This is a genomic window from Alishewanella agri BL06 (assembly GCF_000272005.1).
In the GTDB taxonomy this organism is placed as follows: domain Bacteria; phylum Pseudomonadota; class Gammaproteobacteria; order Enterobacterales; family Alteromonadaceae; genus Alishewanella; species Alishewanella agri.
This window is the reverse complement of sequence record NZ_AKKU01000025.1, coordinates 234,126-255,508: the sequence shown is the minus strand read 5'-3', so window position 1 is coordinate 255,508 and position 21,383 is coordinate 234,126. Positions and strand designations below refer to the sequence as shown.

19 protein-coding genes are annotated in these 21,383 nt (G+C 49.9%); 9 read left to right on the top strand and 10 right to left on the bottom strand.

Annotated elements, in window-relative coordinates; genetic code table 11:
- The first annotated feature begins 113 nt into the window (after window positions 1-113).
- From lptD to AGRI_RS13405, 7 genes are all read left to right on the top strand, one after another.
- Window positions 114-2,378, top strand: a complete 2,265-nt coding sequence (gene lptD, locus AGRI_RS13435; protein ID WP_008985444.1) for an LPS assembly protein LptD — start codon at window positions 114-116, stop codon at window positions 2,376-2,378.
- 11 nt (window positions 2,379-2,389) lie between these two features.
- Window positions 2,390-3,679 carry a peptidylprolyl isomerase SurA gene (gene surA, locus AGRI_RS13430; RefSeq protein WP_008985443.1) on the top strand — a complete coding sequence of 430 codons (1,290 nt, stop codon included), beginning with the start codon at window positions 2,390-2,392 and terminating at the stop codon, window positions 3,677-3,679.
- Window positions 3,676-4,677: a 4-hydroxythreonine-4-phosphate dehydrogenase PdxA gene (pdxA, locus tag AGRI_RS13425; RefSeq protein ID WP_202800799.1), complete on the top strand. Its 1,002-nt coding sequence runs from the start codon at window positions 3,676-3,678 to the stop codon at window positions 4,675-4,677. The genes surA and pdxA overlap by 4 nt, the downstream gene beginning before the upstream one ends.
- Window positions 4,667-5,485, top strand: a complete 819-nt coding sequence (gene rsmA, locus AGRI_RS13420) for a 16S rRNA (adenine(1518)-N(6)/adenine(1519)-N(6))-dimethyltransferase RsmA (RefSeq protein ID WP_008985441.1) — start codon at window positions 4,667-4,669, stop codon at window positions 5,483-5,485. Before pdxA ends, rsmA begins: the two co-directional genes overlap by 11 nt.
- The gene (gene apaG, locus AGRI_RS13415) at window positions 5,475-5,852 is read left to right on the top strand and encodes a Co2+/Mg2+ efflux protein ApaG (RefSeq protein WP_008985440.1); all 378 of its coding nucleotides are present in this window, start codon (window positions 5,475-5,477) and stop codon (window positions 5,850-5,852) included. Before rsmA ends, apaG begins: the two co-directional genes overlap by 11 nt.
- Window positions 5,852-6,658 carry a symmetrical bis(5'-nucleosyl)-tetraphosphatase gene (locus tag AGRI_RS13410; RefSeq protein WP_008985439.1) on the top strand — a complete coding sequence of 269 codons (807 nt, stop codon included), beginning with the start codon at window positions 5,852-5,854 and terminating at the stop codon, window positions 6,656-6,658. The genes apaG and AGRI_RS13410 overlap by 1 nt, the downstream gene beginning before the upstream one ends.
- A gap of 77 nt (window positions 6,659-6,735) precedes the next feature.
- Complete coding sequence (locus tag AGRI_RS13405) at window positions 6,736-8,745, top strand: methyl-accepting chemotaxis protein (RefSeq protein ID WP_008985438.1); 2,010 nt, start codon at window positions 6,736-6,738, stop codon at window positions 8,743-8,745.
- Between the two features lie 113 nt (window positions 8,746-8,858).
- Here AGRI_RS13405 and folA read toward each other — a convergent pair whose 3' ends face one another.
- From folA to rplU, 4 genes are all read right to left on the bottom strand, one after another.
- Window positions 8,859-9,347: a type 3 dihydrofolate reductase gene (gene folA, locus AGRI_RS13400; RefSeq protein ID WP_193353439.1), complete on the bottom strand. Its 489-nt coding sequence runs from the start codon at window positions 9,345-9,347 to the stop codon at window positions 8,859-8,861.
- An 8-nt stretch (window positions 9,348-9,355) separates the two neighbouring features.
- Entirely contained in the window at window positions 9,356-10,513 is a 1,158-nt protein-coding gene (gene cgtA, locus AGRI_RS13395) for an Obg family GTPase CgtA (protein WP_008985436.1), read from the bottom strand.
- A 127-nt stretch (window positions 10,514-10,640) separates the two neighbouring features.
- Window positions 10,641-10,898, bottom strand: coding sequence for a 50S ribosomal protein L27 (rpmA, locus tag AGRI_RS13390; RefSeq protein WP_008609266.1), 258 nt, complete (start codon window positions 10,896-10,898; stop codon window positions 10,641-10,643).
- A 15-nt stretch (window positions 10,899-10,913) separates the two neighbouring features.
- Window positions 10,914-11,222 (bottom strand): 50S ribosomal protein L21, encoded by a 309-nt coding sequence (gene rplU / locus AGRI_RS13385; RefSeq protein ID WP_008951011.1) that lies wholly within the window; start codon window positions 11,220-11,222, stop codon window positions 10,914-10,916.
- 217 nt (window positions 11,223-11,439) lie between these two features.
- Here rplU and ispB point away from each other — a divergent pair, with 217 nt between their 5' ends.
- Complete coding sequence (gene ispB / locus AGRI_RS13380) at window positions 11,440-12,411, top strand: octaprenyl diphosphate synthase (RefSeq protein ID WP_008985435.1); 972 nt, start codon at window positions 11,440-11,442, stop codon at window positions 12,409-12,411.
- 109 nt (window positions 12,412-12,520) lie between these two features.
- Here ispB and mdh read toward each other — a convergent pair whose 3' ends face one another.
- Window positions 12,521-13,459: a malate dehydrogenase gene (gene mdh / locus AGRI_RS13375; RefSeq protein ID WP_008985434.1), complete on the bottom strand. Its 939-nt coding sequence runs from the start codon at window positions 13,457-13,459 to the stop codon at window positions 12,521-12,523.
- A gap of 215 nt (window positions 13,460-13,674) precedes the next feature.
- Between mdh and argR the strand changes: the two genes are divergently transcribed.
- Entirely contained in the window at window positions 13,675-14,142 is a 468-nt protein-coding gene (gene argR, locus AGRI_RS13370; protein ID WP_008951008.1) for a transcriptional regulator ArgR, read from the top strand.
- Between the two features lies 1 nt (window position 14,143).
- Here argR and AGRI_RS13365 read toward each other — a convergent pair whose 3' ends face one another.
- From AGRI_RS13365 to acnB, 5 genes are all read right to left on the bottom strand, one after another.
- Entirely contained in the window at window positions 14,144-15,094 is a 951-nt protein-coding gene (locus AGRI_RS13365; RefSeq protein ID WP_008985433.1) for a Dyp-type peroxidase, read from the bottom strand.
- Between the two features lie 1,276 nt (window positions 15,095-16,370).
- Window positions 16,371-17,639, bottom strand: a complete 1,269-nt coding sequence (locus tag AGRI_RS13360; RefSeq protein WP_008985432.1) for an ammonium transporter — start codon at window positions 17,637-17,639, stop codon at window positions 16,371-16,373.
- An 11-nt stretch (window positions 17,640-17,650) separates the two neighbouring features.
- A complete protein-coding gene (gene glnK, locus AGRI_RS13355; protein WP_008609277.1) occupies window positions 17,651-17,989 on the bottom strand; it encodes a P-II family nitrogen regulator in 339 nt (112 codons plus the stop codon).
- A 221-nt stretch (window positions 17,990-18,210) separates the two neighbouring features.
- Window positions 18,211-18,600, bottom strand: a complete 390-nt coding sequence (locus AGRI_RS13350; protein ID WP_008985431.1) for a YacL family protein — start codon at window positions 18,598-18,600, stop codon at window positions 18,211-18,213.
- 82 nt (window positions 18,601-18,682) lie between these two features.
- A complete protein-coding gene (gene acnB / locus AGRI_RS13345; RefSeq protein WP_008951004.1) occupies window positions 18,683-21,280 on the bottom strand; it encodes a bifunctional aconitate hydratase 2/2-methylisocitrate dehydratase in 2,598 nt (865 codons plus the stop codon).
- Window positions 21,281-21,383: the final 103 nt, after the last annotated feature.

Below are 21,383 nucleotides of genomic sequence, written 5' to 3'. Positions count from 1 at the left end.
TTGAACTCCGCAACCATTCGCACTATATCGGATTAGCAGGAATTCTAAAATTGATTTATCATAGCAAACCCGCGTTGCAGGGCGCTAAAGCAAAGACATTAATGAGAAAAGGCATGAAACAGGGTTTGAGTTTAACAGGGCTGATTTGGGCGATACTGCATACAGGTACAGTTTACGCTGAGCAGCCCGCGATTACCGCTTGTTATCAACCCTTGAGCCTCCCCCAGATCCTGCAAAATGCTGATAGTAATGACAATAGCGTAAGGATTTATTCTGATCAGGTAAGATTGCAAGACAATCAGCAAGCCGATTTCTCCGGCTCAGTACAAATTCTGCAGCGTGATACCTTGCTACAGGCGCCAAGGGCCCGCTATCGTGCTTCCGAACAGCAATTACTGGCGGATGGTGGCATCGAATACTATAACCAGGACCTCTACGTCAGTGGTGGGATGTTCTCCGCAGATCTGGCAAATAACAGTGCCAGACTAACTGATGCTAACTATCAGTTTATCAGCCAGGCTGGGCGCGGAGCGGCCAACGCTCTGGTGGCATCAGCTGACGAATTACGGCTGGAGCGGGCGCTGTTTACCACTTGCCCGCAACAGGATAATAGCTGGGGCCTGCATGCAGAAGAAATCAGCATTGCCGCCGACTCAGGCTGGGGGGAAGCCAGGCATGCGGTGTTTAAAATTAAAGATATTCCGGTTTTTTACCTGCCTTATCTAACGTTTCCGGTTGATGATCAGCGTAAAAGTGGCGTCTTGTTACCTAAAGTTGGCAGCTCACAGCGGGTAGGTTTAGATTTTGAACTACCCTACTATTTTAATCTGGCAGAAAACTACGACCTGACCCTTACCCCGCGCTATATGAGTAAAAGAGGCACCCAATTAAAATCTGAGTTTCGTTATTTAACCACCGAACACCAGGGTTTGTTGCAACTGGAATATCTGCACAATGATAGCGATAAACCGCGGGATTTTGGCCAGCGTTATCTGGGGCATCTTAGTCATCGCTCAGATTTTACCAGCCGCTGGCGCGGCTATATTGACTTTACCGATGTCAGCGACGACGCCTACCTGACGGAGTTGGGGTCGGATTACAACAGTCAAAGCGACTCTCAACTCTACCGGGAAGCCAGCCTGAGCTATTTTGGCGATAATCTGCACTCCCATCTGAAAGTACAGGGTTTTGAAATCCTCGGAAACTACAACCAGGCTTATCAGGTCTTACCACAGTTAAGCCTTGCAGCCGCCAAACCTGAACAACTGACCGAACATTTACAGTGGCTGTGGCAGGGGCAATACGCGCACTTCCGCAATGATCAGGCGTTTTATAGTAGTGCAGACCGGTTGCACCTGGAGCCGACTCTCAGGTTGCCACTCATTACCCCGGCTTTCGAACTGACCGCTGAAACCAGCTTGTTGTACACCTACTATCAGCAAAAAAGTACACAACAGCTAACGGATGGACAATCGGAAATCAGCCGCGCGCTGCCGAAAGTTCGTTTACACGCCCGGGTCAATTTTGAACGGGAATATGACTGGTTCGGTGAACAAGCGCTGCAAACTTTTGAACCGCAAGTTCAGTATCTCTATATCCCATTTCGCGATCAAAGCCAGATTGGTCTTTATGACACGACCAGGCTACAAGATGACTATTATGGCTTATTCCGGCAAAACCGCTTTTCCGGTTTAGATCGGATTAATGAAGCTAATCAGCTCACCGTCGGCTGGACCACCCGTTTTTACGATAATACCGATAACGAGCTATTCCGTTTTAGTCTCGGCCAAATCTTTTTCTTGAAAGAGCCTGAAATAACTGATGACCTTCTGACGCAGGATCTGGTTTCGACCGAGTCGATGCTGGCTTCTGAAATGATCTGGCATTGGTACCGCCGCTGGTATGTCAGCAGTGCCGTACAATATGATATTGATAGTAAAAAACTGATTAAGAGTAATGCCAGTCTCGACTATCGAGGTAGCGAGAATACGTTATTTCAATTGAACCATCGCTATAGCCGGGCAGTCTCAGGTGCTGAGATCCAGCAACTTGGCCTGTTCGGTGCGGTACCCATCAAACAAAACTGGCAACTGATTGCCAGTTACTATCGTGATGTTACAAATCATCGTATGATAGACGCCAATCTTGGACTGCAGTATGAGTCCTGTTGCTGGGCGGTTCGCTTAGTCGCACGCCGGCAAGTGCGGGTTGATTTAGAGAGTAGCATTACTGATCTAAGCCAGTTTGCCCGCTTAGATAGTGGTTTCAGCTTGCAGTTTGTGTTTAAAGGTTTTGGCGATAAAGCCGGTTTTGGTGTTTCCGATATGCTGTCGAATGGTATTTTTAGTTACCGCCGGCCGTATTTACTAACAAATTAATGTGGAATTTTATGAAGTTACAACAACTTATCTGTGCACTAATGCTTGGCGCTGCCAGCTTAACTCTGGGTGCCGCAGAACGCGAAATTGACCGGGTTGCTGCTATCGTCGACAACGGGGTAGTGTTAAAAAGTGATATAGATGAAATTGTTGAACGCGTGAAGCGCAATGCCCAAGCGCAGGGACAAACTCTGCCATCAGATCAGGCCCTACGTACTCAGGCCACAGAACGCTTGATCATGACCAGCCTACAGTTACAAATGGCGCAGCGGATGGGTTTACAAATATCGGATGCGCAGCTGGACGATACGATTCGTAATATTGCTCAGGAAGAGAAGCTGACTCTCGAACAATTTAGACAACGGGTAGCGGCGGAAGAAGGTAACTTTGAGCGGTTTCGCGAAAAAGTACGGGAAGAAATCATCACCAGCGAAGTGATGCGCGCTAATGTGCAACGCCGGATCTATATCAGCCCGCAAGAAGTCGATAACTTACTGAAGTTAATGGAAGATCAGGGTGCAATCAATGAACAATATAAACTTGGTCATATTCTGATTGCGATCCCCAGCCAAGCGACAACCGAGCAAATTAACGAAGCGCGTGACCGTGCTGATCAGGTGGTCAAGTTATTACGCGAAGGCAGTGACTTCCGTCGTATCGCGATCGCTTCCTCCAGCGCGTCTAACGCCTTAGAAGGTGGTGAGTTAGACTGGATGGGCATTAATGAAATGCCAACCCTATTCTCTGAGGCAATCCGCGGCCGTAAGCGCGGCGACCTGGTTGGCCCGCTGCGTTCCGGTGCTGGTTTTCACGTGCTGACAATTTTCGATATTCGCGGTGAAAATGTCACAGAACTGCAGGAAGTCAAAGCCCGGCATATTCTGATTAAACCCTCGATTATTGTCAGTGAGGAGCGTGCTCGCAGTCTGTTGAGCGACATCGTGCAAAAGGTCCGCGCTGGTGAAGCTGACTTTGCTGAGTTAGCCAAGCAATACTCTGAAGATCCTGGCTCGAAACTCAATGGTGGGGAACTGGGCTGGAGTGAGCCTGATATTTATGTACCCGCCTTCCGTGACACGCTGAAGCGTCTGGAGTTAGACGAAATCAGTGAGCCGTTCCGCACTGAACACGGCTGGCATATCGCACAGTTACTGGACCGCCGCTCAGTAGATGCGACCGCAGACCGTAAACGGGATCAGGTTTATCGCATGATCTTCAATCGTCGTTTCAACGAAGAGTCAGCGAGTTTCTTACGTGAATTGCGTGATGAAGCCTATATCGAAGTGTTGGCAGAAAATTGATGACATTACGGCTCGCTATTACACCCGGTGAGCCAGCGGGCATTGGCCCGGACCTGGTGCTGGCACTGAGCCAACAGGACTGGCCCGTTGAGCTGGTTATCTGCGCCAACCAGCAATTGCTGATGCAGCGCGCACAGCAACTGGGTATTAATGTCACTTTGTTGCCATTTGACCCGGAGGCAGCCGCCAAGCCGCAGAGCGCGGGCACTCTGACAGTGCGCGACTTTCCGTTAGCTGCGCCCGTTATCCCGGGTCAGCTCAATGCAGCCAATGGCCACTATGTTGTCGATACCCTAACTGCAGCGGGCGAGATGGTTATCTCTGCCGAGGCTGCAGCTATCGTAACGGGGCCGGTACATAAAGGTATTATTAATCAAGCCGGTATTGCCTTTAGCGGGCATACCGAATTTTTTGCTCAGCAATCTAACACGCCTTATGTCGTAATGATGCTTGCCACAGAAGGATTGCGAGTTGCGCTGGCAACCACCCATATCCCGCTTGCTTATGTGGCTAAAGCCATTACCCGTGAAAGACTATTAAAAGTGTTAAGTATTTTGCACCAGGACCTACAGCAAAAATTTGGCATTGCCAAGCCTAAAATCTATGTCTGTGGTTTAAATCCGCATGCTGGCGAGGGTGGCCATCTGGGCCGCGAGGAGATCGACATTATTATTCCCGCCCTTGATGAACTCAGAGCAAGCGGGATGCAACTGGTGGGGCCGCTGCCGGCAGACACCTTATTCCAACCAAAATATTTGAATGAGGCTGACGCCGTGCTGGCGATGTATCACGATCAGGGGCTGCCAGTGCTGAAATATAAAGGCTTTGGCCGCTCCGTTAATATCAGCCTCGGTTTACCGCTGATCCGTACTTCAGTTGATCACGGCACAGCTTTGGATTTAGCAGCGACAGGCAAAGCGGACCCAGGCAGCCTGTTTCACGCCGTCCGAGAGGCCATTCAACTGGCACAACGAACCCAAGAGACTCATGAACGATAATATTCATCAAGGCCATCGCGCCCGCAAACGTTTCGGGCAAAACTTTCTGCATGACCCTCAGGTAATAGGCCGTATTGTTAAAGCTATTGCACCCAAGGCCGATGATGTATTGGTCGAAATCGGCCCGGGTTTGGGTGCGCTGACCGAACCTGTTGCTGAACAAGCCGGACACCTGACGGTAGTTGAGCTGGATCGCGATCTGGCTGAACGCTTGCGTCAGCATCCAACGCTTGCCAGCAAACTTACCATCCATCAAGCCGATGCGATGAAATTCGATTTCCGCCAGTTAGTTAAACCAGGGCAAAAACTGAAGGTATTTGGCAACCTGCCTTATAACATTTCAACACCACTTCTGTTCCATCTCTTTGAATATGCAGATGAAATAGACACCATGCATTTTATGTTGCAAAAAGAAGTGGTTGAGCGGATGACAGCGAGTCATGGCAGTAAAGATTATGGCCGTTTAAGCGTGATGACGCAGTTTTACTGTAAAGCGCTGCCGGTGGTTCAGGTAGGCCCCGGCGCCTTTAAACCGGCACCCAAAGTTGACTCCGCAGTCGTGCGGTTACTGCCTTACAATAAAGCTGAACGCGCAGCCGTTGATCCGGCGATTCTAAATCGGGTTTGCTTAGAAGCCTTTAATCAAAGACGCAAGACACTGCGTAATTGTTTTAGTAATTTTGCCACGGCAGAACAGCTGCAAGCGCTGGGTATTGATCCCACGCTGCGGCCAGAGCAATTAGCTGTTGCGGACTTTATTCGCGTGGCGCAATGGTTAGCGACACAGGAAGCAGGTTATGCAAATTGAATCTCCGATAGCCGTAACGGTCGACAGTTTTTATCTGGGGGCACAATCTAATCCAGCCGAACATCGTTATGTGTTTGCCTACTGTGTCACCATCACTAATAATGGGCCACAAGCGGTACAGTTATTAAGACGTTACTGGCAAATCACCGACGGTAACGGCAAACAATCTGAAGTGAGGGGTGACGGCGTGATTGGTGTGCAACCTGAACTGCAGCCTGGTGAGACTTATAGTTACACCAGCGGCGCCGTACTGGAAACCCCGGTAGGCACCATGCAGGGGCATTATGAAATGCAGGCTGCTGATCAGCGGGCTTTCAATGCCCCTATTCCACTGTTTCGCCTGGCGATGCCAAATATCCTAAACTGATGGCCACTTATATCATCGGCGATTTGCAGGGTTGCTTTGAGCCTCTGCAACGGCTGCTAAACACCATCAACTTTAATGCCGCTAGCGACCAGCTGTGGTTCTGCGGTGATCTGATTGCCCGTGGACCTGACTCACTAGCCTGTATTGAGTTCGTGCGGGAGCTGGGTGCGACGGCTAAAACCGTGCTTGGAAATCATGACCTGAACTTTATCGCCCATTATTACGGCTTTGGCAAAGTTAAAGCCAGCGACCAATTACAGCAACTGCTGCAAGCACCGCAGCTGCCGGAGCTGATCGATTGGCTTCGGCAACAACCTTTAATTCAGCAAAGTACAGACGGCAGTTATCTGATGGTCCATGCCGGTTTGGCACCTGATTGGGATCTGACCACGGCACTTGCCGCAACCGCTGAAGTCAGTTTGCTATTGCAACAGGACCCAAAGCTCTTACTTGCCACCATGTATGGAAACACACCGACTCGCTGGACAGATGCCATCACCGCTGAGCAACGTTGGCGCTATACCATTAACGCTTGTACCAGAATGCGCTTCTGTCAAACAGATGGTGCCCTTGAGTTAACCAGTAAAACTGCGCCAGAACAAACCCCTGGCTTGCGTCCCTGGTACGAGTTCTGGCGTGACAAAGCTCACCCTGAACTCTTTTTCGGACATTGGGCGGCGTTAAATGGTTATAGTCCGGTACCAGGCATTCATGCGCTCGATACGGGCTGCGTCTGGGGAAATATGCTGACTGCCTATTGCGTTGAGAATAGACAACGCTATAGTGTCTGGGCAGAACAAAAATAATAAGTCGATACCGGCTGGCAATAGCTACCTAGTGGCAACGGCCGCAGTACCGGCCTGAACTTTCGATTGGAGTTGTTATGAAGTTGACCGTAAAACTGAGGGTAGTTGGCGGTTTTAGCGTTATCACCTTATTGCTGCTGTTTATTGGTTTAACTGCTTATACGCAGCTCAGCGGTATCAGTAAGTCCACCGCTGAGGTGAACACCATCTCAATCCCGGCTTTGGAAAATAGCGCGCTGATGAAAAGCGAGTTTGTACTGATGAGTAAGATCAGTCTGCAAGCTTTTAACGCGCAAGAACAAAGTCAGATCACTGCGCTACGGCAACAGTTTAATACCGAGCAACAGGCTTACCAAACGGCTGCTAGCCAACTTAATACTGCAGTACAACAACAACAAACTCTGGCTGGTGCGGCGCAGCAAGTTAATCTTGCCTATGATGCCTTTATTCCACTCTCAAACCAGCTATTTGAGCAATTAGAGCAAAATCTTCGCTCACAAAACGAGATTGACGATAAGCTGAGTGAACTGGAAATGACTGCCGATGATATGGCAGCGCTGTTACTGGATTTCACCGATATCAGCAACGTTCGTAACCGTTTTCCACAAGCCTATCAGGCGGCAACCCAAATGGAAACCGGCATCAACAGTCTGCTCAGTGTAGTGGTCGATTTAAACCGCACGACTAATGATAGTACTGCTACCACCATCAGTAACGATATCGCATTCCGGTTACAAGATTTGGCAACACAACTCTCGGTAATGCTGCGCGAAGCCTCACAAGTGCCAATGCCGGCTGATTTAGAAGAAAAGCTCACTATAGTTAACAGTCTGCTGGATACTAACCAGGGTATTCCCGGCACCAAAGCCAAACTTCTCGCAGGTAAAGAACGTGCGAATCAACTATTACTGCAGGCTGATGAACAAACAGCTTTGGCTCTAACGCGGTTGGACGCCCTGCTGAATCAAAGTACTCAGGTTGCCACCACGATTCAGGACGAGAGTCAGAAAAGTGTCAGTAATGCCGTCATAGCTATTTTTGTCGTAATGTTGATCTCAACCCTGGTAGCCGTTTTTATCGCCTACCGCACGGTCACTGCCATTGTGAAGCCGCTGGGGAAAATCAACGCCATGCTTGGTATCGTTGCTTCGGGTGATTTAACCCAGCAACTCAACGATCGTAGCCAGGACGAATTTGGTGAACTTTCCCGTAATATCAACAAGGTTAACCAGAGTCTGCAGCAACTAATTCAGGGTATTATCTCGCGCTCAACCCAGCTGGCCGCAGCGTCAGAAGAAACCTCAGCCATCACGCTGCAAACCACTCAGGCTATCCGCGAGCAAAAATCTCAGGTTACTCAGGCAGCAACCGCCACCACCGAAATGAGCAGTACCTCGCAAGGCGTGCTGCAAAGTTCGAATGATGCGCTTAACGAGATCAAGAATGCCGATAAAGAAGCCGAGCGGGTAAAAGGCATTTCACTGGAAAACAAAGCCATCATTATCCAGCTGTCACGCGAAGTAGAGCAAGCGTCACAGGTGATCAACAAGCTGCATAAAGACAGCGCCTCTATTGGCAGCATCTTGGATGTTATCCGCGGCATTGCGGAGCAAACCAATCTGCTGGCGTTAAACGCTGCTATTGAGGCAGCCCGTGCCGGTGAACAGGGCCGCGGCTTTGCCGTTGTTGCCGATGAAGTACGCTCGCTGGCCAGCAAGACGCAGGCTTCGACCCAGGAAATTCAGGCAATGATCCAGGCGCTGCAAACCGGTGCTCATGCCGCGGTAGAAGCGATGAACAAAGGTAAAAAGCAAGCCGAGGATTGTGTTGCCAAGACGGAAGTCGCCACCTCAGCACTGGATTCGATTACCCATGCGGTACATCTGGCTCACGACATGAGCGAGCAGATTTCCAGTGCCGCCAAAGAGCAGCATCAGGTATCAGCTGAAATTAGCGGTTTGCTGGAGTCTATTGTGGCCATTGCTGAACAAACTGCCTCAGGTGCCGAACAAACCTCAGCCTCCAGCCATGAAGTGGCGAAGCTGGCCGAAGAGCTGCGGCGTTCAGTCGATCAGTTTAAAGTGTAACCTGACTCAGACGTCAAAAGGCCAGCGTGATGCTGGCCTTTTTTATCTGTTGTATAGCTATTTGACGGCTTGCTTATTGCCTGAAGCGTCACTCAGCCACTGCGCTGTAATGCCTACTGCCGTTCCAGCGTAATAAAACGATAACCCAGCGGATTCTCTGCGCTCTGTGGATGTTCCTCGCGCGCGATCTCCTGCCAGTTGCCCGCAGCATGGTAATCCGGGAAAAAGGCGTCTCCGGCAGTTTCAAGCGCGATTTCCGTCAGGTATAAACGCTGGGCCAGCGGCAGACACTGCCGGTAAATCTCGGCACCGCCAATAATCATCACTTCCGGCTGTTCCGCCAATAAGGCTAATGCCTGCTCGATGCTACTGACCCACTCGACCGGGCTATCGACCGCTGGCGTTTGCCGGCTGATAACGATATTACGCCGCCCCGGTAAGGGCCGGCCAATCGACTCAAAGGTCTTACGCCCCATCACTACTGGCTTGCCGAGCGTGACTTTTTTAAAGTGTTGTAAATCAGCGGGTAAATGCCAGGGCATTTGGTTATTTAAACCAATCACCCGCTGCTGCGCCATTGCGGCTATCATCGAAATCCGCATCGTCGGGCCTAGCGCTGGTAAATCACTTCAACGTCGTAGTCGTCGTCGTCGAAATCATCATCTTCATCCAGATCATCCTCCAGCGAGTTGACTTCCTCATGGTAGTCATCCCACTTAAAGGTTACCGGATCAGCCGCTTGCTCGCTGGCTTTTTCTTCCGGTAGCTGCTCGATATAGTTCAAGATTTCGCGTGACAGCTGCTGGGTATTTTCGCGTGAAGCAGCAGAGATTTTAAACACCGGTCCCTGCCAGTCCAGTGCTGTTGTCACCTGCTGCACAATCTCTTCCAGCTCGTCTTCAAGTACCAGATCCAGCTTATTAAATACCAGCCAGCGTGGCTTGGCAGCAAGCTTGGCACTGTATTTATGCAGCTCCTGAATGATGGTTTGCGCATTCTCTGCCGGATCGGAACCGTCAGCGGGCAGTACATCAATCACATGCAATAATAGACGGCAGCGCTCCAGGTGTTTCAGGAACTGAATACCCAGACCAGCACCTTCAGCGGCGCCCTCAATCAGACCAGGGATATCGGCGATCACAAAGGAGCGGTGTGACTCAACGCGGACCACACCCAGATTTGGTACCAGGGTGGTAAAAGGATAATCGGCTACTTTCGGCTTGGCAGCAGATACCGCGCGGATCAACGTCGATTTACCGGCATTAGGCAGACCTAACAGACCGACATCGGCCAGCAGTAACAGCTCAAGACGTAAATTACGGATCTCGCCCGGTGTACCATTGGTTTTCTTACGTGGTGTACGGTTGGTACTGCTGGCAAAACGGGCATTCCCTAAACCATGCCAGCCGCCTTTGGCGACCATTAATTTTTGGCCATTGCTGGTCAGATCGCCAATCACTTCATCGGTATCAACATCCACTGCCCGGGTACCCACCGGCACTTTTAATACCAGATCGGCACCGCGCTTACCGGTACAGTTGACGCTGCCACCGTTTTCTCCGCGTTCAGCGCTGTGATATTTTTCAAACTGATAATCGACCAGCGTATTCAGGTTCTCATCCGCTTGCAGATAGACGTCGCCGCCATCCCCGCCGTCACCGCCGTTCGGCCCGCCTTTGGAGATAAACTTTTCCCGTAAAAAACTGATAATGCCGTTGCCGCCGTCGCCGGCCTCGACGCGAATTATCGCTTCATCTACAAACTTCATCGGTGCTGTCCTGCTTAACTGTGCTTAGGAACCTGACTTATGCAGCCAAGTATAACCTATGTCGGGGGGTGCGGAAAATTTATAAAAAAACCCCGCACCAGGCGGGGTTCTTTCGAAGATCTGCAGCTTATTCGCTGACGATGCTAACGAACTTACGGTTGTGTTCGCCTTTCACTTCGAATTTCACTTTACCGTCGGTTAAGGCGAATAAAGTGTGGTCTTTACCGATACCAACGTTGCTGCCGGCATGGAACTTAGTACCACGCTGACGCACAATGATGTTACCTGCTAATACAGACTCACCACCGAAACGCTTAACACCTAAGCGTTTAGCTTCTGAATCGCGACCGTTACGAGTGCTACCTACACCTTTCTTACTTGCCATGTGTCGATACTCCTGTTACGCGCTTATGCTGGTGATTTTCACTTCAGTGAACCACTGACGGTGGCCCATCTGTTTGCGTGAATGCTTACGACGACGGAACTTGACGATCTTGATCTTATCGCCACGGCCATGACTGACCACTTCCGCTACTACTTTACCACCTTCAACTAAAGGGGCACCGATGTTGATAACTTCGCCGTTAGCGATCATCAACGGGGTAAATTCGATTGTTGCGCCTGTTTCCAGGTCTAACTTCTCCAGACGAAGAGTCTGACCTTCCGTCACACGGTGCTGTTTGCCACCACTTTGGAAAACCGCGTACATAGTTAACTCCGTACAAAGCACGCCATCGCTTGTTAAAATAAAGGGGCGTGTTAATTCAATTCACAGGGCGCGAATTGTACGCAATTTCCCCCACAGCCGCAAGCACAATTATGAAAAAGATCTGCTGACGCAGAAAAGGATCCAGATTTCATTTTAGCCAAGCCTGCTATTAGTGTAGAATTGCCGCCATTCAGAGACTTAACGCAGTTGTTGGCAAATGACGCTCGACGAAATTCAACGCCTCGCGGCCGCCGATATGACGGCAGTAAACCAGCAGATCTTCTCTCAGCTCAGCTCAGACGTGGCGCTGATTAACCAACTTGGCATCTATATCGTCAATAGCGGCGGTAAAAGGTTACGCCCCCTGCTGGCCGTATTAGCCGCGCGGGCCCTGGGTTATCAGGGTGAACAACATATTAGTGTTGCCGCTATTGTCGAGTTTATTCACACCTCAACCCTGCTGCACGATGACGTGGTGGATGAGTCAACCATGCGCCGTGGTAAAGAAACCGCTAACGCGCTATTCGGCAATCAGGCCAGTGTATTAGTTGGTGATTTCCTGTATAGCCGCTCGTTTCAGATGATGGTGTCATTAAACAGTATGCGGGTAATGCAAGTACTGGCCGACGCCACTAACATTATCGCTGAAGGTGAAGTGCTGCAGCTGATGAATGTGAATGATCCGGATACTACCGAGCAAAGCTATATGCAGGTCATTTACTGCAAAACGGCCAAATTATTTGAAGCGGCAACCCAGTTAGCAGCGGTTATTTCCAATCAGCCCGCCGTGATTGAAAAGGCGATGCAGGCCTATGGTATGCATCTGGGTACTGCCTTTCAGCTAATCGATGATGTGCTGGACTATCAGGCCGATGCTGCAGAGCTGGGTAAGAATATCGGTGATGATCTGGCTGAAGGCAAGCCTACCCTGCCACTACTGCATGCATTAAAACTGGGTAACGAACGGCAGCAACAATTAATTCGCGAGGCCATTACCGAGGGCAATGGTATGCAGCACTTTACTGAAATTATGGCAGCTTTAGAGCAAACCGGCGCTTTTGACTATACCCGCAACAAAGCCGAGCAGGAAGCGAAAGCCGCACAATTGGCGCTGCAGCCGCTGCCGGATAGCCCTTACAAGCAGGCGCTGCTGGCCTTGGCGGATATCGCCGTATCACGCAGTCACTAACGCGCGCTGTCACTTACGGGTGCTGTCACTTAAAGGTGATAGCACAAACCGAATCCGCAAAAACATAAAGGCGCCAACGGCGCCTTTATTGTTATAGCGACGACCAGGCTTAATTGTTCTTAACGAACTCTTCACCCAGCGTAATATCCGCTTTCAGGGTGCCTAACATATCGGTCATGGCTTTTTGTTCAAAAGCACTCAGCTCGCCGATTGGCAGCAGGTGCTCGACACCGTTTTTACCCAGTACGATTGGCTGAGCGAAGAAACGGGCATATTCACCGTTACCTTCTACATAAGCGTATTCAGTAACCGTTTTACCTTGTAAACCTTTAACCAGTGACAAACAGAAACGGGCAGCTGCCTGACCCATAGACAGCGTAGCCGATCCGCCACCCGCCTTAGCTTCAACCACTTCAGTACCGGCGTTCTGAATACGGTGCGTTAAAGATTTCACTTCCTCATCCGAGAAACTGACATCAGCCACTTGCGATAATAATGGCAGAATAGTGGTGCCACTGTGACCACCGATAACAGGCACGGCCACATCAACAGGGCTTTTGCCTTTTAATTCGGCAACGAAGGTTTCAGCACGGATTACATCCAGCGTCGTCACACCGAACAAGCGACGCGGATCGTAAGTGCCAGCTTTTTTGAACACGTCAGCAGCGATAGCAACAGTGGTATTGACCGGGTTAGTGATAATACCCACCAGCGCTTTCGGGCAATTTTCAACAATGGCTTCGGCCAGGGTTTTTACTACGCCGGCGTTGATATTGAATAAATCAGAGCGGTCCATACCTGGCTTGCGCGGCATACCAGCAGGAATCATCACGATATCAGCACCGACCAGCGCCTTGCTCAGGTCTTCTTTACCATAACCCGTTACTTTTACTGCGGTTGGGATATGGCTTAAATCTACCGCCACGCCCGGTGTTACTGGAGCCAGATCATATAAGGCTAAGTCTGTGCCGGCAGGTAAATCTAATTTCAGTAATAAAGACAGTGCCTGACCGATACCACCGGCTGCACCTAATACGGCAACTTTCATGATTCTCTCCAATTTTACAGTTCAGAATAACCGCGCCAACAATACTGAAATGGCCGCGAAATTACAAATATCTTACGCCTAAAGTCTAAGCAATTTCGGCGACTTTGCCTTCGCCAGAGCGCTTTAAAAGCGTAAAGCCTATTTTACTGTACCAACTGCATTGTTGCGCGATTTTTGTTAGTATCCGTCTAACGAATAACGCGGAAACTCAAACTATGACAAAACAAAACCGCCAGGAAGCGCTGATCCATGCTTTTAAAGCCTTATTGAAAACGGAAAGTTTTGGTTCTCAGGGCGAAATTGTCGATGCGCTGAAAAAAGAAGGGTTTGATAACGTTAGCCAGTCCAAAGTCTCCCGTATGCTGAGCAAATACGGTGCGGTACGCACCCGTAATGCCCGACAGGAAATGGTCTACACCCTGCCACCGGAGCTGGGGGTACCCACCACCAAAAGCCCGCTACGGCAGCTAGTGCTGGACATCGAACACAACGATGTGATGATTATTATCCGAACCAGCCCGGGTGCGGCGCAACTGATTGCCCGTTTGCTGGATTCAGTTGGCAAGGCTGAAGGCGTATTGGGGACCATAGCGGGTGACGATACGATTTTCATTGCGCCGATTAGCGTGAAAAATATCGACTTTACCCTGCAAAAAGTCACTGAGTTATTTGAAAAAGTTTAAGTCAATAAACGTCGCTGGCGGTAGCGTTTAAACTGCCATGCGCCGCAGCCTCTAAAAAACTTACAGAGGGTGCAAAATAGGCGGCTGCCAGATCGATACGATAATAGTCCAGCAGGCTGTCATAGTAACGCCCCTCGTTTAGACCCAGGCGATAACACCATTGCCGGACAAAGTGCTCCGGCTGCTGACTAAAACTTAAATGCAGGCAACCTTGATTGCTGTTATGTGCAAAAGGCATATTCTGCTGCAAGATAGGCAACTGCTGCTGTTCATTAAGTTGACAACATAACAGGTGGCTATTCGGCTGCAAGCGCGCCATGCTCAGCGGCTTCGCATCCAGCTTAACATAACCATGAATATCTTCCTGTTGCGGTAAGGTGAGCTGTTGCCAGTGTTTTAGATCCAGACTGGCACGATAAAAATGCACATAACTGCCGCCGGCAAATACTGCCGACTCGTCAGCTGTCACCAAAGCTGCTTGCCGGCGTTTCAGACCGCGCGGGTTTTGCGGCGCATCAATAAAGCCGGTGAGTTGACGCCCATCCAGATAACGGAACCCACTTAATTGCTCTACCACTTCAACATTCGCCATCAACAGCTGTTGAATTTGCTGCAGCGCAATGTAATTGACATCCAAACGATCTGAGCGGATCTGGATAAGTAAATCGGCCATCGTACAGCTTACGGCCAAATGCTCTGACGGCAAGACAGGAAATGCCTGTAGACCAACAGGTCTTTGCCACGGGTAAAGGTTATCCCAATAGTGACTACTAACCGCCACCAACCCGCTTAACATCGCTTCCGAAAAGTGCTCTGCCAAGCGCTGCATGATATGCGGAATCCGCGCCAGTTTTTGTCGCAGTATCGCTTCCTGACCGTCCAGTACATTACATAGCAGATAACTGCCATGTAAATTTGCCTCCGCACAAATACCTAATTGTTCGCGTGCCATGCTGCTCCCTGACCCCTAGGGCGTGTTGACGTTTGCTGCTTAGATTTTGTTCGCACTGGCGGCGCTTTGATCGCGAAACGAGGAGTGCGGTTTAGTTATTCTAAATAAACGACGAGTGACAAAGAGCAAAGCGCCGCCAGCGCGAACCCTTCGGGCAGCGTTTGGCTGGCGTTTCTACTGCGTTATCGCTTGTTCATGTAGAATAACTACACATCACAAGCTCTGCCTTGTATAAACACCAGCCAAACGGCTGCAAAAACAAGCAGCAAACGTCAACACGCCCTAGTCACTCTGTACACAGTATACCTGTAAATCAGCATGAGCTTAATCCCCCTAAACCTTGTGAGATATATCTCACAAATGCTGCAGCCAAAGCGCTATTTTCTGTTGTAAAAACTGAGAAAATCCAAGCTAAGAAATTGTTTTGTAAAGCTAAAATAGAAAATAATTTATTCTTACAAGCTTATGACAACACTATGGATCGTCAGAAATCGCCCCTAAGGTACGAGCTAAGATGCATAATACTCACATCGACGGAACGATGACTGGCAGGAAGTCAGTAACAGGCAAGATGCCACACAGGAAGTATAATGCTGTGGATTACAGCAGGCAGGAAGCTCAAGGATGAAACTGGACACCTTCAGGATGAAGAAGGCTCGGCAGGATGAAAGAGCATAACGGGACAGCCTTGGATGGCAATATTCAATGTCGGTTGCAGGGTGCGGCCAGACAGATGGTAACAGGGATGAAGATAGCCATCAACGGACAAGTCGTCGGAGATGACTGCAGGATGCAGGGGTTGAAATAGGAATTCAACCTTAAGGACTCACAGGAATACTGACCGGAAATCAGTTGCAGGAAGCAGCAGCAGGATGCGACAGGAATACCGGATAAGTCTCATGGAAAGAGACCGCTAAGGAAGCATCAGGAAACAGTGGCCGCGTAGTTTGCGGCCAGCTTTCTTTTTACACCTACTAAAACCCACACACCACTAAATCAGCTGCGCTTCTTTTGTTGCGGAATCTCACTGCCAGTTGTGACGAGCTAAACTGTACTTTTTGTCATGCTCCGTTCGCTTTCCAGCCTTATGACTTTTACTCTCTGCGGCAGTTATAAAAAAACCCCGCGGTTTTCACCACGGGGCGTCAAATTCAGACAAAGGACAAGGATAGACGTGTTTAGGTGGGACAAGTCTAGTGGGTGCTCCCGATTAGCGGTGCTAACACAGGCTCAGCCACAGGCTCCCGCAACGTGCCACCTGCACGCTGCGGGCTGCTTACTTTACCGAGGCGACGAATTCAGGATAGGCTTCAATACCACACTCTGAACTGTCAACACCCTCGTATTCGGCTTCTTCACTAACCCGGATGCCGATGACTAACTTCAGTACGAACCACACTAATAGACTGGTGGCAAATACCCAGCCGAAGATCGTCAGGGCACCTATGATCTGGCCACTAAAGCTGCTATCAGCATTAGTGATAGGCACTAATAACAAACCATATAAGCCGACTACGCCGTGCACAGAAATCGCACCAACAGGGTCGTCGATTTTAATTTTATCCAGCGCCAGAATAGAGGCGACCACTAACACACCGGCAATAGCGCCAAACAGTGAGGCTTGCAGCGGTGTTGGTGTAGAAGGTTCTGCGGTAATAGCAACCAGACCGGCTAAGGCACCGTTTAGCGCCATGGTAAGATCAGCTTTACGGAACAGGATCACCGAGGTAATCAGGGCAGCGACCACACCAGCAGCGGCAGCTGCATTGGTATTCAGAAACACCACAGCGACACTATGCGCATTGGCAATATCACCCAGTTTTAATACTGAGCCGCCGTTAAAGCCAAACCAGCCCATCCACAGGATCAGCGTGCCCAGCGCCGCCAGTGGCATGTTAGCGCCTGGAATCGCATTAATTTTACCATCTTTACTGTATTTACCTTTACGGGCACCTAACAGCAATACCCCGGCTAACGCAGCAGCGGCACCCGCCATATGCACTATACCTGAGCCGGCAAAGTCCGAGAAACCCAGATCGCCTAAGTTATACAAGCCAAACACTTCTTTACCGCCCCAGGTCCAGCCACCTTGCATCGGATAGATAAAACCGGTCATGACCACAGCAAAGGCTAAAAAGGCCCACAGCTTCATCCGCTCTGCTACGGCGCCAGAGACAATAGACATGGCAGTAGCAACGAACACGACCTGGAAGAAAAAGTCTGATGCACCGGAATAGACAGCATCACCGGTAAAGTCATTTTGCTCCGCAAAGGAGGCTAAAGTAGTATCAACGTCGATTTCAGCAATACCTTGCAGGAAAATGCCGCCATCGTACATAAAGTAGTAGCCACAGATTAAATACATAATGCAAGCAATCGAGTACAGCGCGATATTCTTAGTCAGAATTTCGGTGGTATTCTTCGCTCTTACCAAGCCGGCTTCCAGCATCGAAAAGCCTGCCGCCATCCACATCACCAGCACCCCACACATCAGGAAGTAGAAGGTGTCCATTGCAAACTGTAAATGATAAATTTGTTCTTGCATGGCAAGGCTCCTTAAATCGCTTCTGCGTCAGTTTCGCCGGTACGGATCCGTACCGCCTGCTCCAGGTCATAGACAAAGATCTTGCCGTCGCCAATCCGGCCGGTATAAGCCGCTTTTTGGATTGCTTCCAATAAGCGTTCTACCTGATCGTCCTGGGTAGCAATTTCCAGTTTTACTTTTGGCAGGAAATCAACCTGATACTCGGCTCCGCGATAGAGCTCGGTGTGGCCTTTCTGGCGGCCAAAACCCTTTACTTCAGTAACCGTTAAACCTTCTACCCCGATGTCCGCAATCGCTTCCCGGACATCATCCAGTTTGAACGGCTTGATGATGGCACATACAAGCTTCATGATGGTTTTCCTTATCGACTAATTATGCTGTTCGCTTAAAAAGATAAGAAAACCTTGTGCCAAGATTTTTATTTCATACAAAACAAACACTTAATTTTAGACGGTTACAGTCGGCGAAAAAAAACGCACCAGTTTAGTGCGTTTTTCCCTGCCAGAGTGCAAGCCAGTGTCCGCGCCGGCGGCCTGAAAAGCATCGTATCGGCATGACGTTATATTTCGGGCTATGCCGGCAGAAATTCCTGCCAGGCTTGCAGTAACAGCAACAAGTCTGCCAGCCCACATTCGCTGCTAAGCCCGCTTTCATCCAGTTGTAAATCGTCGTCCAGCTCCTCCGGCAGTAATTGTACGGCCAACTCACCGCTCTCCGTTGCCAACAGACTATTATGACAAACCCGCACTTCCTGCTGCTGCACCAGTAAGCTAAATTCACGCCCCTGATATTGCCAGTCCTGATAAGGCTTGAGTGCCTTTAGCTGGTTTAGCAGCGGCTGGTAAGCACTGGCGCGGTGCGCAAACTCATCCAGCAGAAATTGCTGCAGCGCCGCTTGTTCAGTGGCGAGTTTAAGCCGGTAGCGCCGGCTGTCGCGATCGTAGATAAAGTCGTATTCCATCTTTGCCAACTGTTTGCTTTATTACGGCGGTAAAAACAACAACGCCTGCACAAGGCAGGCGTTGTTAGTCGTTACTAAGTGCTTACACCGCTTGCTGGATAATTACATTATCCGCTTTTTTGGTGTACTGCGGCATCTTATGGAAGTTCAGGTAGCGATAGGTATCGGCTGCCGTAGCATCGATTTGTTTCGCATATTCCATATATTCTGCCACTGTCGGTAATCTTCCGATAATTGAAGATACCGCAGCCAGCTCAGCTGACGCCAGATACACGTTAGCACCCTGACCTAAACGGTTCGGGAAGTTACGGGTAGAAGTAGACACCACCGTTGACTTCTCAGCTACGCGTGCCTGGTTACCCATACAGAGTGAACAGCCTGGCATCTCGGTGCGGGCACCCACTTTGCCATAAATACCGTAGTAACCTTCTTCGGTCAGCTGGGCCTGGTCCATCTTAGTCGGTGGCGCGATCCATAACCGGGTTGGTAACTGGCCTTTGAACTTATCCAGTAACTTACCGGCAGCACGGAAGTGGCCAATGTTCGTCATACAAGAACCGATAAACACTTCATCAATCTTGTCGCCGGCAACTTCAGACAGTAAACGGGCATCATCCGGATCATTTGGTGCACACAGCACCGGCTCTTTAATGTCGGCCAGATCGATTTCGATCACTTCAGTGTATTCGGCATCGGCATCGGCTTCCATCAGCTGTGGATCTTTCAGCCAGGCCTGCATCGCATTGATCCGGCGCTCGATAGTACGCACATCGCCGTAACCTTCCGCGATCATCCACTTCAGCATCACGATATTCGATTCCAGATATTCGGCAATCGACTCTTTTGACAGCTTGATGGTACAACCGGCTGCTGAACGCTCCGCAGAGGCATCAGATAACTCAAACGCCTGCTCTACGGTCAGATTCGGTAAACCTTCGATTTCTAAGATACGGCCAGAGAAGATGTTTTTCTTACCTTTCTTATCAACAGTCAGCAAACCTTTCTGAATGGCAACATAAGGAATGGCGTGCACTAAGTCGCGCAGCGTAATACCAGGCTGCATTTCGCCTTTAAAGCGCACCAGTACCGACTCTGGCATATCCAGAGGCATCACACCGGTCGCCGCAGCAAACGCCACTAAACCAGAACCAGCCGGGAATGAAATACCAATTGGGAAACGGGTATGTGAGTCACCACCGGTACCCACGGTATCTGGCAGCAACATACGGTTTAACCAGCTGTGGATAATACCATCGCCCGGACGCAGTGAGACACCGCCACGGTTCATAATAAAGTCTGGCAGAGTATGATGCGTATCAACGTCGACCGGCTTCGGATAAGCGGCAGTGTGACAGAACGACTGCATGGTCAGATCGGCAGAGAAACCTAAACAGGCTAAGTCTTTTAACTCGTCACGGGTCATGGGACCAGTGGTGTCTTGCGAACCCACTGTCGTCATCTTCGGCTCACAGTAAGTACCAGGACGCACACCTTTCACGCCACACGCCTTACCCACCATTTTCTGTGCCAGCGTAAAGCCTTTGCCTGAGTCAGCTTTGGCTTGTGGGCGACGGAATTTATCAGAAGCAGCTAAACCTAAGAACTCCCGGGCACGGTCAGTTAAACCACGGCCGATAATCAGTGGAATACGGCCACCGGCACGCACTTCATCAATTAACACGTCAGTTGCCAGGCTAAATTCAGCCAGCACTTCGCCGCTACCATGACGCACGATTTTGCCTTCATATGGCAGAATGTCGATCACATCGCCCATCTCGAGCTTGCTGACATCAACTTCAATTGGCAGTGCACCTGAGTCTTCCATAGTATTGAAGAAAATCGGCGCAATCTTGCCGCCTAACACAAAGCCGCCACCGCGCTTGTTCGGTACGTATGGAATATCGTCACCCATAAACCACAGCACTGAGTTCGTCGCTGATTTACGTGATGAACCGGTACCCACTACGTCACCGACATAAGCCAGTGGGAAACCTTTTTCTTTCAGTTTTTCCAGCTGCTTGATCGGGCCAACAGTACCAGGCTGATCCGGTTCGATACCTTCGCGGCTGTTTTTCAGCATGGCTAACGCATGCAGTGGGATGTCCGGGCGTGACCAAGCATCCGGTGCTGGTGATAAATCGTCGGTGTTGGTTTCACCGGCAACTTTAAACACGGTAACGGTAATTTTCTTCGCCAGCTCTGGCTTGGCTTCAAACCATTCGGCGTCAGCCCAGCTTTGCAGTACTTGCTTGGCATACTGATTACCCGCTTCAGCTTTTTCAGTGACATCGTGGAAAGCATCGAAAATCAGTAAGGTATGTGACAGGGCTTTGGCGGCAACTGGCGCCAGCTTGGCATCATCCAGCAGGCTGATCAGTGGCTCAATATTGTAACCACCCATCATGGTACCCAACAGCTCAACGGCACGCTCGGCGCTGATTAGTGGACTTTTGGCTTCACCTTTGGCGACAGCAGCCAGGAAGCCGGCTTTAACATAAGCGGCTTCGTCAACACCAGGTGGTACCCGGTTGACCAGCAAATCTAAAATAACTTCTTCCTCGCCTTTTGGCGGGTTCTTTAATAATTCAACTAAGGCAGCAACTTGCTCAGCATTTAAGGGCTTAGCCGGGATACCCTGGGCGGCGCGTTCCGCCACGTGTTCACGATATTCTTGTAGCACAGTTATGTCCTCTCGGTCGTTGCTTGCAGTCGGGTTACTGCAACGTCATTCCGGTGAATGAATGGGCTCAATTATAAGAAAGATCAAAGCAAAAGCATAATAA